This is a genomic window from Streptomyces sp. NPDC048434, from assembly GCF_043200375.1.
GTDB lineage: Bacteria > Actinomycetota > Actinomycetes > Streptomycetales > Streptomycetaceae > Streptomyces.
Genome location: NZ_JBICXQ010000062.1, coordinates 1 through 12,143 on the forward strand (window position 1 = coordinate 1; position 12,143 = coordinate 12,143).

The 12,143-nt window shown below is 67.1% G+C and carries 9 protein-coding genes and 3 pseudogenes; 4 read left to right on the plus strand and 8 right to left on the minus strand.

The genetic code is table 11. From position 1 onward, the window contains the following. Positions 1-804 (plus strand): annotated as a pseudogene (locus tag ACGFWI_RS38365) (glycerol-3-phosphate dehydrogenase C-terminal domain-containing protein); the annotation flags it as partial. Positions 805-946: 142 nt separating this feature from the next. Continuing rightward, positions 947-1,486 (plus strand): TerB family tellurite resistance protein, encoded by a 540-nt coding sequence (locus tag ACGFWI_RS38370; RefSeq protein WP_393910702.1) that lies wholly within the window; start codon positions 947-949, stop codon positions 1,484-1,486. Positions 1,487-1,896: 410 nt separating this feature from the next. Here the strand turns inward: ACGFWI_RS38370 and ACGFWI_RS38375 are convergent. The 3 genes and pseudogenes from ACGFWI_RS38375 to ACGFWI_RS38385 all read right to left on the minus strand — a co-directional run bounded on the left by ACGFWI_RS38375 (position 1,897) and on the right by ACGFWI_RS38385 (position 5,560). Beyond that, positions 1,897-3,363: pseudogene (locus ACGFWI_RS38375) on the minus strand (protein-glutamine gamma-glutamyltransferase). Between the two features lie 48 nt (positions 3,364-3,411). Continuing rightward, positions 3,412-3,651, minus strand: coding sequence for a hypothetical protein (locus tag ACGFWI_RS38380; RefSeq protein ID WP_393910703.1), 240 nt, complete (start codon positions 3,649-3,651; stop codon positions 3,412-3,414). Between the two features lie 700 nt (positions 3,652-4,351). Next, the gene (locus ACGFWI_RS38385) at positions 4,352-5,560 is read right to left on the minus strand and encodes an IS701 family transposase (protein WP_393910710.1); all 1,209 of its coding nucleotides are present in this window, start codon (positions 5,558-5,560) and stop codon (positions 4,352-4,354) included. A 160-nt stretch (positions 5,561-5,720) separates the two neighbouring features. On the opposite strand from ACGFWI_RS38385, the gene ACGFWI_RS38390 reads away from it, so the two are divergent. Continuing rightward, a complete protein-coding gene (locus ACGFWI_RS38390) occupies positions 5,721-6,830 on the plus strand; it encodes an IS630 family transposase (protein WP_393910704.1) in 1,110 nt (369 codons plus the stop codon). 161 nt (positions 6,831-6,991) lie between these two features. Here ACGFWI_RS38390 and ACGFWI_RS38395 read toward each other — a convergent pair whose 3' ends face one another. The 5 genes and pseudogenes from ACGFWI_RS38395 to ACGFWI_RS38415 form a co-directional block, all read right to left on the minus strand. After that, a complete protein-coding gene (locus ACGFWI_RS38395) occupies positions 6,992-8,176 on the minus strand; it encodes an IS701 family transposase (RefSeq protein WP_393910705.1) in 1,185 nt (394 codons plus the stop codon). A 57-nt stretch (positions 8,177-8,233) separates the two neighbouring features. Continuing rightward, a pseudogene (locus ACGFWI_RS38400) lies at positions 8,234-8,576 on the minus strand (hemerythrin domain-containing protein); the annotation flags it as partial. 90 nt (positions 8,577-8,666) lie between these two features. After that, positions 8,667-9,284, minus strand: coding sequence for a hypothetical protein (locus ACGFWI_RS38405; protein ID WP_393910706.1), 618 nt, complete (start codon positions 9,282-9,284; stop codon positions 8,667-8,669). An 835-nt stretch (positions 9,285-10,119) separates the two neighbouring features. Next, positions 10,120-10,383, minus strand: a complete 264-nt coding sequence (locus ACGFWI_RS38410) for a hypothetical protein (protein WP_393910707.1) — start codon at positions 10,381-10,383, stop codon at positions 10,120-10,122. A gap of 299 nt (positions 10,384-10,682) precedes the next feature. Then, positions 10,683-10,838 (minus strand): hypothetical protein, encoded by a 156-nt coding sequence (locus tag ACGFWI_RS38415; RefSeq protein ID WP_393910708.1) that lies wholly within the window; start codon positions 10,836-10,838, stop codon positions 10,683-10,685. A 118-nt stretch (positions 10,839-10,956) separates the two neighbouring features. On the opposite strand from ACGFWI_RS38415, the gene ACGFWI_RS38420 reads away from it, so the two are divergent. Continuing rightward, positions 10,957-11,649, plus strand: coding sequence for a hypothetical protein (locus ACGFWI_RS38420; RefSeq protein WP_393910709.1), 693 nt, complete (start codon positions 10,957-10,959; stop codon positions 11,647-11,649). Positions 11,650-12,143 lie beyond the last annotated feature (494 nt).

The following is a 12,143-nucleotide window of genomic DNA, read 5'->3' on the forward strand; positions in this document are numbered from 1 at the left end:
CACCCACGTCGTCCTCAGGCGCAGAGCTCCGTGGAAGGCCGCGATAGCCACGCCGATCGACAAGAACCGCCTCACCTTTGCCCTGCCGTGGGAGGACCAGCTGCTACTGGGCACCACCGACGAGGCCTACGAGGGCGACCCGGCGGAGGTGCGCGCCACCGGGGCCGACATCCAGCAGATCCTGGACGAGGCCGCGCTGTCGGTACGCGACGAGCACCTGTCGCGCGACCTGATCACGTACACCTTCGCGGGTCTGCGGGCGCTGCCCGGCGGGCCGGGCGGGGTGGAGTCGACAAAACGCAAGACGGTCGTCACCGAAGGGTGCGGTGGCATGCTGTCGGTCGCGGGCGGCAAGTGCACGACCTACCGCCACATCGGCCGTACGGTGCTGCGGAAAGTGGCGCAGCTGCACCACTCCCTCACCGGCGATATGAAGCCGGTGTCCCACCCGCCACCACGGGTACCGCTGCCCGGCCTCGCCGACCCCAACGAGGTCGCGCACCGGCTGCTGGTCCACCGGAGGCGGGCGCGCAGATGGACCCGCTGACCGCGCGCCACCTGGCCACCCACTACGGGTCGCTGTCCTTCGACATCGCCCACCTGGTCAGCGAGGACCCGGCCCTGGGCGAGCGGATCCACCCCGATGGCCCGGAGATCTGGGCACAGGTCGTCTCTGCACGAGACCACGAGTGGGCGGAGACCGTCGACGACGTGCTGCGCCGCCGTACGACGCTGACGGTCCGCGGTCTCGGCACGGACGAGGTCCGCGCCGGCGTCCAGGACCTGCTTGTACAGAAGGACTGATGCGGTGAAGGCACCGGACCGGAACCGACACCCGAGTGGGAATCCATCTTCAATGTCACGATCACACGGCGCCGTTGCCGAAGTGTCACCGGCCGACGGCAGTCCGTGCCGGGAGAATCGGACGCAGCCGCCGGAGGGACAGATGCCACACATATGGGGAGTGCGCACGACCTGGCGCACGGTCGGCGACGGCGAGTTCTTCTGCCCCGGCTGCGGCGGCGACCGTAGCTACCTGCGCCGCATCGGCCGCCATCGGTTCGCTCTCCTCGGCATCCCCCTCCTCCCCCGCGGCACCGCGGGAACCGTGGTCGAATGCGCCGCCTGCCGGACCTGCTTCCGGACCGACGTCCTCGGCCACCCCACCACCACCCGCTTCTCAGCGATGCTCCGCGACGCCGTGCACACCGTCGCCCACGCCGTTCTCGCCGCCGGAAAGGAGGGCATCGATGGCAGCGGCACCGCGCTCACCATCGAACTCCACGAGGTCCTCGACCCGCTCGCCCCTCACCTGGCCCCCGCCGGGAGCGAGGACATCCTGCTGCAGGGCGCCCGCATCGCCCTGGCCGACGGACCGTACACCCCCAGCGAGCACCAAACCCTGGCCGCGGTCGGCCGGGCCCTGCTCCTCAGCCACGAGGACACCGAACGACTGCTGGCCATCGCGGCCCGTACGCCGTCGTAAGGCCGTATGTGTCCTCTGCCTGACAGCGAGTGCGACGAGCAGTGCGGCCAGCCTCAGCGTAAGGAAGGAAGACGGCGTCAGGAAAACAACGCCGTCGCGACGGGAGAAGGGCCTCCCCCATGCACCACGCGCACGCCAGTCCCTCCGCGGCTGTCCCCCCGGGACCCCAAGGACGCGCCCCCGCCGGCACATCGACACCGGCGCCGCTTCTGCTTCCTGAACCAGGATGCCGGCACGCCGTGATCGCCCTGCCCGCCGAGAAGAGCCACGTGCGCACCGTACGCCGCTTCGTCCTGGCTCACCTGAACCGCTGGGGTGTGACCGAAGAAGACCGGGACCGCATCGACGCCGGCGTGTGGCGGGCTGGGGGGGGGGAGAGGGCCAGGTGACCCGGCCCTCCTACCCGGCTGTTACGACCAGCCCTGCTTCACCTCGGCGGGGGCGGTGTTCCAGCTCTTGGGTATGAACGTGATGACGTAGGTTCCGCGGTCGAAATCCGCGTACCCGGCAGACCAGTTCCGGAACCTGCTCTCGTATACGTTCATGGGGCCCAGGCCGCTGTTGGGCGCGTGATAGTGGTTGGCGTGGGTCCATACGGTTTTGTCGGCATCCGCTTCCGTCTGAGCCCCAAACCAGCCGTAGTCGAAATTGACCCAACTTTCGCCAGGTTGGGCGGGACTGCGCGGAATATTCCTGTCCTTCGACATGTCGACCAGGCCTGTGCCCTGGTCGGGGCGGAAGGCATCCGGGTCGCCGTACTTCCTCTTGTCAGAGGAGCCCCGCTGGTCCTGCCCGCTCCAGAAGTGTTTCGAGTAGACCACCGCCTTCATCTTGGATGGGTCGTAGTTGCCTCCATCTCTTTCCTTGAAGGACGGCGTATTCCTCAGCGCCGAGTAAAAGTTCGAGCGGCTGTCCTCGTATCGCAGAGCGACATTTTAGTTCGCGAGCACTGTCTTGAGGTTGTCTATGTAAGTCCCCTCGTCGTGCGCATTATCCAGGGCCGTGTTCATGACTGACGCCACATCACGCGCCCGCTTGAAACCCTTCCCCTCGTCGAAACTGTCCTTGACGATGCGCCCCTCAAACTCGGCTTGCGTCTCATTGGGGCGTGGTCTGCTGTTTTCCAGGTTACTCTTGTACTTGTTCTCGTCGAAGAACGCGAACGCCAATTTGTTCGTCGGGTAGGGGCCAGAATTGACCCAGGTGATGCCGACGCAGCCGTAGGACAGCTTTTCCCGCTGCTCTTCGGTCATTTGCTGTTGGTTGCCGTCGCGGTGACTGTAGACCTGCTGCCACTTGCGTATGTAGTTGTTGACGACCGTAGTGGCCCTACCTCCGTAGGCCCGGTACGCGTCAGGCGTCCGGTTGAGCGGCTCGGCGGGAGGGGTCACCCTCTCGTCGAGAGCGTCGGGGGCCCGGAAGAGCGCACTGGCGCTCGGCGGCAATTCCGCCAGAGAATTGCCAGGTTGACCCGCAGTCAGGGCTCTTTTGTTCAGTGCGTTGATGTTCTTGACGTCCTCCGCCGTAAGACCGTGCGTTTCGGCGTAGGACCCCTCCCTTTCCCCGTCGCCGCCGCTGGCGGCATGGCTGACCGACGGCATGACTCCAGCGGTGCATATCACCGCACTCACAGTGGCGAAGGCGAGTAAACTCCGACGTTTGTACATGAAAATCAGTACTCCCTTGTTGTGGAATCTCGTGAAACGGGGCATGCCGGCGAACGACGCAATGAGGGTTTGCGGTAAGCAACCGCTCCGTGACCTCAGCCGCACTGTCCTGGGTCGCTGCGCCGGCAACAGGAAGGAACGCCGCCACGAGGCGGAAAGCGATGCGGCAAAGGCGGGAGACGGCGGTGGCGGCGCGGCCGAGCCGGCCATGACCTGGTGGCCGGCGGGCCGCCCGGGTCAGGCGGCACCGGTGCCTCGCTACATCAGCGTCGCCGCCGAGGCGACGACGCGGGCCCGGCCCGGGGGGCCGAGGTCGCCGTAGCGGACCTCGACGCGGGGATGGGAGCGCATGAAGTCGGTGTCGCCCCGGCGGACCTGGCCGGGATGGCCGACAGCGGCGGTCGCCGGGGCGACGGGGGGCGGGGCGGCCGCCTGGGCTCCCTGGGCGAGGGGCAGGGCGGGGGCGCCGGTCACGGCGACGACAGGGAGAGCACGCAAAGCGATTGGGCGTATCACGTATCGGCTCCTGGATGAGTGATCAGGTAGATACGAGCAGTGATCATGCCCCCGCACCAACTCCCCGGCAACGTCGCGGTCTTACAATCGGCCAATCTGTCACGTAGGACGTATCTGGCCATGTTTCCGAGCCGGCCTGTGGGGATGCGATGCGGCAGCGTTCCCCTGCTCCTGGCGTGTGGTTCGCGGCGAGGCCGGTACCGATGTTGTCGAGAATCCCATGGTGCGGTTGAAGCCGTCGTCGACCGGGACGAAGAGCCCCATTCAGCGGGGTGAACCGGCTACGGGAACTCCGCCAACACGCTCGGGGCCGCAGTCGAACAGGCCATCGCCCACCTGAAGCTCTGGAAGATCTTCGCCACCCGCTACGGGAAGCACCCACTGAAGCGGTGGTCCCGCCCAGCTCGCCGTCGAGCGCCTCGGTGCGGCCAACTGGCCCCGATGCGCCGGGCGGTGCGCACCGACAGAGCCCCATCAACGGCAGCAGCGAGACAGCCAGGCACAGGCGCAGCACCGAGGAACGAGACGTCACATAGGGAATCGATCCGGTCGAGTGTGGGCCGGCAACTAGTAGGGCTTGGTCAGGTTGGTGCGGGGTCGGGGATGTCGCGGTGACAGGTGGGGCAGGCGCCGGTCCAGATCGCGAGGAGTAACTGCACCTCGCGGACGACTCGGTAATGGCTCAGGCCGACGCCGTCTCTTTTGGGGATCGGGTCAGTCGCTGGAGGGTGCAGAAAGCGTGGGCCGCCGAGACGAGGGTGACGTGGTGGTGCCAGCCCGGCCAGGTGCGGCCCTCGAAATGGGCCAAACCCAGGGCCTGTTTCATCTCGCGGTAGTCGTTTTCGATGCGCCAGCGGAGCTTCGCAGTGCGGACGAGGGTGGGCAGCGGGGTGTTCTCGGGCAGGTTGGACAGCCAGAACTGCACGGGCTCGTCCTGGTCGGCGGGCCATTCGGCCAGCAGCCAGCGCACCGGCAGTTCGACGCCGGTCGTGGCTTTGCGGATCTCGCGTCCGGCGGGCCGGATGCGCAGGGCAACGAAGCGGGAGTACATGCGCTTGTGGCCGCTTCGGCCACTGCCGGGCCGCGAACCCTCCCTCCACTGCACCGGCCGCGCGGAAGACTTGCCAGCCGCGATGACCAGGCTCTTCACCCTCTGGGCCGGCTCGGGGTAGGCCGGGACCGGCCGTCGGCCCCGGCCGTTGTAGTCCGGGGTGCCCGGCCGTGCGTGCTCGGGTTGCGCGGTGGTCGTGGTCGAGATGCCCACCACGTAGTCGAGACCGCGGTCCTCCAGGCCGAGCCGGAAGGCGGCAGTGTCCCCGTAGCCGCCGTCGGCGATGGCCAGGGGGACATCAAGGCCCCAGGACCGGGTCTCGTCGATCATGTCGAGGGCCAGCTGCCACTTCTCGACATGGCCCACCTGGGCGGGGATGGCGCACTTCTCACGGCGGGCCACCTTGACCGGATCCGCCTTCGGCGATGCAGGGTCCCAGCTCTCGGGCAGGAACAGACGCCAGTTCACCGCCGCCGAAGCGCCGTTGGAGGCCAGATGCAGTGACACACCGGCCTGGCAGTTGGTGACCTTCCCCGCGGTCCCGGTGTATTGCCTGGTCACACACGCGGACGCGTCGCCGTCCTTGAGGAACCCGGTGTCATCGATGATCAGTGCGGTGGGCTTGATGGCCTGCTGCATGCACGAGGCGAGGCGGGCCCGGACATGCGCCGCATGCCACGGACTGGAGGTGACGAAATGGGCCAGGGCCTGCCGGTTGCCGGCCTGGCCCAGCCGTGCGGCCATCGGCTCCACTGACTTGCGCCCGCCCTCCAGCAGCAGCCCCCGCAGATAGACCGCACCCCACCGGCGCTGATCCACCCGCCCGAACGGCTCGAACATCTCCGCCGCGAAGTCCTCCAGATCACACCGGACCGCGGCCAACTCCCCACCCAGCACACCCGATCAACGACACCACCGATCAAGAAGACACGCCGCCGCCACACCAACCTGACCAAGCCCTACTAGTGTCCTGAGTCAGTAATTCGCCTATGGTTCTAGGATGGCTCGTCCGGGACCGAAGCTTGTGCCGTTGGACCTGACTGCTGTGGAACGCACCGAGTTGGGGCGGTGGGTGCGGCGGCGGAAAGGTGCTCAAGACATGGCTCTTCGGGCCGGTCTGATCCTGGCGTGTGAAGCGGTGGGTGAGGATGGGTTCCCTGTTTCGACGAAATCGGTCGCCGACGAGATGGGGGTGACGCGGGAGACGGTGTCGAAATGGCGGAAGCGTTTTCTTGCCGACAGGCTCGCCGGGCTGGAAGACGAACCGCGTCCAAGCCGGCCTCGCACCGTCTTGGACGAGCAGGTCGCTGACTTGATCGCGCGGACTTTGGAGTCGAAGCCGGAGAGCGCCACGCACTGGTCGACTCGGTCCATGGCGAAAAAGACGGGTCTGTCTCAGTCTACTGTTGCCCGCGTGTGGCGGGCTTTCGGGCTGCAGCCGCACCGTTCCGAGACGTTCAAGCTGTCCACGGATCCGTTCTTCGTCGACAAAGTCCACGACGTTGTCGGCCTGTATCTCGATCCGCCCGAACGGGCTCTTGTGCTGTGTGTGGACGAGAAGTCGCAGATCCAGGCCCTGGACCGGTCTCAGCCGGTCCTCCCCATGATGCCCGGAGTCCCGGAGCGGGCCACGCACGACTACGTCCGCCCCGGCACCACCACCCTCTTCGCAGCGTTCGACGCCGCCTCCGGCCGGGTCATCGGCTCCCTTCACCGGCGCCACCGTTCGGCGGAGTTCAGGAAGTTCCTCACCAAGCTCGCCCGAGAGATCCCAGACGACCTCGAAGTCCACCTCGTCTGTGACAACTACGCGACCCACAAGACACCCGACATCAAAAGGTGGCTCCTGGCCCATCCCAGATTCCACATGCACTTCACGCCTACCAGCTCCTCCTGGCTGAACCTCGTAGAGCGATGGTTCGCAGAGCTGACGAACAAACAGATACGCCGCGGAGTCCACAAAACCGTCCAGGCGCTGGAGAAAGACATCCGCACCTGGATCATCACCTGGAACGAAAACCCCAAGCCCTTCATCTGGATCAAGACAGCCGACCAGATCCTCGAAGCGCTCGCTTCATACTGTGAACGAATTACTGACTCAGGACACTAGTACTGCAACGGTGTTTGTTCTGATGGCTGGGCAGTTTTATGGGCTGTGTCCGCGTCGTGTGTAGTGACTGATGCGGGCCTGGTGTTGTCGTTTTCGCCGCCAGTGTGACCAGTGCAGGATGTGGTGGACGGGTGTGGGTTGGCGGTCGGTGAGGCGGGTGATCAGGCGTCTGATCTCGGCGAGGCTGAGATGGACGAGCTCGGAGGATCCGTTTCTGCTTTCCCTGCATCAAGTTCACGGGCCCGCAGGACGGTCAGGCAGGCGTGTGCTGCCATGGCCAGGGTGATGTGGCGGTGCCAGCCCGGATAGCGGCGGACTTGGTAGTCGTCCAGGCCGCACTCCTGCTTCGCCGTCTGGAAGCATTCTTCGACGGCCCACCGACTGCCGGCGATATGGATCAACTCGTCCAGCGTGGTGCCGGCCGGGCAGTAGGCGATGTAGTAGGAGATCTCCTCGGGCCGGCTGACACTGCGGCGGGCGACAACCCAGTGTTGGCGGTCCTCGCGGTGCCAGGGTCGGACTTCGACGCGGGCCCAGTCGAACACCCGCGGTCCGTGGGCGCCACGTCCGCACGAGCGGCGTTTCCATTTCTGTCTGGGCAGGCCGGTGAACAGGTCGTGGACGGGGTGGTCGAGGGCCCAGCGGGTGACGACGGTGTCGTGCCGGGTGGTGGCCATGACGTGGAAGACATCGGCCTGCTCCAGCTCATGGCGCCAGCCCTTGCTGAAGCCGTAGGCGGCATCCGCTGTCACCCACCGGAACGGGATCTTGTCCGCGATCGCGCGGCGGACCATCTTTTTGGCCATGACGACCTTGGTCTCGAAGCCGACCGCATCGTCGATGCCGGCCCTGCGACAGCGTTCGCGGTCGTCGGTCCAGGAGGTGGGCAGATACAGCCGGCGGTCGATCAGCGTCCGGCCGGATGAGGTTGCGTAGGCGAGGAAGACGCCGACCTGGCAGTTCTCCGTCCGCCCAGCGGTCCCGGAGTACTGCCGCTGCACCCCTGCCGAACGGGTCCCCTTCTTCAGGAAGCCGGTGTCGTCCACGATGAGCACCGCGTCCTGGTCGCCGAGGTGCTCGACGACGTAGTCGCGCACATCCTCGAGGACCTCATCGGCTTCCCACTCGATCCGGTTCAGCAGCCGATGGATACGGTCCGGAGCAGCATGACCGGCCTGTTCGGCCAGGGTCCAGCCGTTCTTGCGCTCCAGTGGAGCGATCAGTCCCCGTATATAGGCAAGCGCCGACTCCCGCGGCTCCGTCCTGGAAAACCTGTGCACGAACCGGTTGTGCACAGCGTCCAGTTCACCGGCCCACATCCTGACAGCAGCAAGGTCCCCACCCATGACCAGACCAACGACCCGTCTGCCCAACCGTCACGACAAACACCGTTGCAGTACTAAGAGGTTGTTCTCCTCGTCATCGACGTGCGCGGGCCTCGGTGTGCAACTCGCGTACCAGCCGGTCGAAGTCCTCGTCCGTGGCCTCGCGCTGCTGGAGGTCGTTGAGCAGCTGCTCGACGCGGGCGTGGTCTTCGAGCTCCTTGTCCGCCAGCGCATCGCCCTCCTCCAGGTGTTCACGTACCGCGGGGTAGACGTATTGCTCCTCGGCGACGGAGTGGCGTACCAGCTCGACCGTCAGCGCATCCATCAGCCGTTTACGGTCCTCACCACCAGGAGGGGCGTCATTGAACTGCTCGAAGAGGTCATCGACCTCACGGTGGTCGGTGGTCAGCTCCGCAATCACATCGCCGCCATGCCCCCCGGCACACCGCCTCTCAGCGCGGCAGCCGGCCTCTCCGACTGTCGCAACACGGGTTCCCAGGCCGAGGCTGCGTTAATACCGCTGTGTACGCAATTGCCCCACCACCGGCCGGCTCATGCCCTTCACATCTCTACGCACCGCGCTGCTCCCGTGGTGCCAGGGGACAACAGGGCCGCGTTGCGGTTCTCCGTTGCACCCACCACGTTGCGCACTCGCCATCGCGCCAGTGCGGCGCTGCTCAGCAGCTGGGGCAGACCGACGACCAGCTCGGCCGCTGCTCATAGCCGACGCGAGGGACGGGGGGCCAGCATCGCGGTAGAGCTGACGGACGTCGCCAACGATGTCGTCGTGGTCGCTCAGGTCGATGTAGTTGGGGTCGACGGCGTGCCTGATGAGGCCGAAGAGCATGTGCATCTGTTTCTTCTCCGCCGCGTCAGTGCTGTCTTTCAGGCACTCGGCGAGCAGGCCGGGCCAGGGCATGCGGACGAGTGCCGGAAGGGGCGTGCCTGCCCTTTCGGCGAGTTCGGCGGCCCGAGCGTTGACGCTCGCTGCGTTGGTGGACCGGTCTGCGCGCTGCTGCAGATCGGGGATGGCCAGGAGCCGGCGGGCCAGGGCGACGATCTCGTCCTGGTGCCGGGCGGCCCACCGGGCCTCGGCGCCACGGTCGCGCTGGGACCGGTAGTAATCCACGCGGTCGGCTTGGCTCAGGGGGTCGCCGTAGGTGTCGTCGAGGTCGGTGCGCAGTTGCAGGGTAACGGCGCTCGGCGGCCTGGTGGGTGCGCATCTCCAGCGCAGTGGCCACCCGCGCCCAGGTGACCTGCTTGGCGCGCACCGCGCCGATGCGTCCCTCATCGAGCTGTAGCTTGTCGCGCAGCGTCCGGATCACCAGCAGCGCGGCGAGCAGATCCGTCTCGGTGGCCTCATCTGCCGCCTGCCGTTCGATGAGCCGGGTCACCAAGTCGTACTTGGCCGCCACTTCGCTCAGGAGTCCGCTGGTTCGCAGTGTGGTGACGGCTCTGGCCACCTCGCCAGCCCACTCATCCTGCTGCAAAGGCTGCGGGGTCCGCAGGTGCTGCCACGCGTAATGGCGATTGGATTCCGCCCCGAGGTATTCGGATGATGTCGTATGCCGGACCACTTTCCCTGTAGAACGTCGGCCGCGTCGGCGTCGGGCAGATAGGCCGGGGCGACTTCGAGCATCAGCTCCCCGATCGCGTGGGTGCTGGCGGCTATAACGGTGATCCGCCGGGGTGGCCAGGCGCTGCTGCGCCAGGAGCAAGGCAGTGGACGACGAGCAGCGTGGGCGCTGGCAACGGAGCGGCAGCGGCCATACACCGAGCAGGAGGCCACCCAGGTCCTCACCCTGCACGCGGCGCTGCGCAAGGCGCTGCCGCAGCACCGCCGTGAGCTGGACGAGATCATCGCACTCGCTGCCCGCCCGGCTGCAGCCGGCCCGGATCGACCGGCCGCACCCGCCACTGTGGCCACTGCCGCTCCCCCCGCCGGACCTCGGACTACGACTTGGTCAGCTCCTTGAGCCGGCCGCATAGACGGCCGCGACGCGGGCCGCCTCCTCCGGATCAGCAGTCGCCAGCTGCGCCTGGTCATCGAGAGCGGCCTGCCGGGCGGCCTTCAGCTCCTCCATACGCGCCTCGTCGGACACCGGCGCCCGGTGCTCGGCGGCGATCTGGGCGGCGTACCAGCTCACCACCGCCCGGACGGCATCGAACGCCTGCTGGTCTTCATCTCCCTCCAGCGCGGAGAAGTCAGGGACGTTGGGGTCGGACACAGCGACCACCTCCTTGGGATCTTGAAAGGGAACCCGCCATTGTCCTACCGGCCTGACCAGCACGGCAGCCGCCTGACCGGCCGCGTAGCGGGGAAAGGCGGGAAGCCCTGCTGCGGCAGCCTCCCCGCGCAAGGGATGCTTGTCCAAAGGCCCGCCGCGCAACGTAGGTTGGGCCGGGTTGATCATCTACCGGGGGGGTGAAGTGGCTGGACGAGATCTGCGGCCGCCGTTCAGCACCAACGACCGCGGGCTGACGACAGCAGAGGCATTCACCAACCGTCATACGCAGTGGGACCTGGTCACGCACGCACTCGCCGCACACCGCCGACCGCGCCTTCGACGCCGACGACTTCGAAGCGCCCCGCAACAACGTGCTGGTGTTCCACGGCGTCGGCGGCACCGGCAAGACGACGCTGTCGCGCGAAATGGAGGCCTCGCTCGCCGACGTCGGCCACCGGCCCGCACAGTGGGGCGCCCCGGCCTGGTCCGGCGAGCGGATCTTGCCCGTACGGATCGACCTCTCCCGCTCTGCCAGCACCGATCCGGGCAGCGCTCGCCGAGCTCGGCCGCCGCTTGCCCGCCTTCGACGTGGCGCTGCGCCGGTACTGGGAGCACCAGCATCCCGGCGAGCCGCTGGAGAAATACCTGCGCCGCGGCGGACTGGCGAGCCGGTTCGGGAAGGCTCTGCCGCAGCAGGTGCAGTCCGCGCTCGGCGACGTCGCCCAGGCGCTGCTGCTGCCGGGAACCGTCGGCACCGCGATCGGCCAGGTGACCGGCTCGCTGGTGCGGGCTCTTCGCGAGCGCCGGCAGTCGGTGCGGGCGCTGGCCGGCTGTGCCCGGCTCGCTGACCTCCTGGAGGCCGAGCCAGAGCTGGACGCGCTCTCCTTCTACCCGCACCTGCTGGCCTGGGAGCTCGCCCAACTTCCCGCGGACAAGGCCGTGACACCGGTGATCTTGCTGGACGCCTTCGAGGAGATCGGCGACCGCACCCACCGCGACCTGGAGCGGCTCCTGCAACGCGTCGTGTGGCTGATGCCGAACGCCTTCTTCGTCGTCACCGGCCGCAGCCGGCTGCAGTGGGCCGACGAAGCCCTGCAAGGCCAGCTCGACTGGACCAGCCCCACGGCGAGGGTGAGCCTGGCCGGAGCGGGACCGCCGCGCACCCGTCCCGTGGGCGATGCCGACTATCTCTCCACCTGGGCCGTAGAAATCTGTGTCGGCCGGAGTAGACATTGGGTCGTGGTGTGGCTATGGTTTCTCTCGTAGCCAGAGAGACAGCAGGGCCCGACAGAGACGAACTGCCGGGCAGCATTATCCGCAGTTGCAGTTCGCAAGACGGTGCGGTGGTGGAGTTTCGAAGCCACGGTTGTTGCAGGACGGCGACGGGACTGACGGCCGGACCGGGCGGCCCGCAGTGATCAGGGGCCGCCGCGAGCAGTACCGCAGTTCACGCAGTAGCAGTACTCAGCAGTGAAGTTAAGTGAGCAGCACCTCGGTGAAGGCGTCGACTGCGGACGCGCGCACCGGGAGGTTCGGCAGTGGGGTTCTAAGCCAGAGCAAACGCAGGACGGGCAACGGGGCTGGCTGCCGAAGGTGGTGCTGTTACAGGCCGCCGAGCAATGCGCAGGACAGTAGTAGGTAAGTGATTGATCTCAGAGGGAAGAACGGAGGAGCCAGGCGCCATCAGGATCGCCCGGGCGGAGTCTTGAGCCCGGGTACCGCAGGACATCGGTAGTGAGGTGGTCTCCGGTCAAGCAACC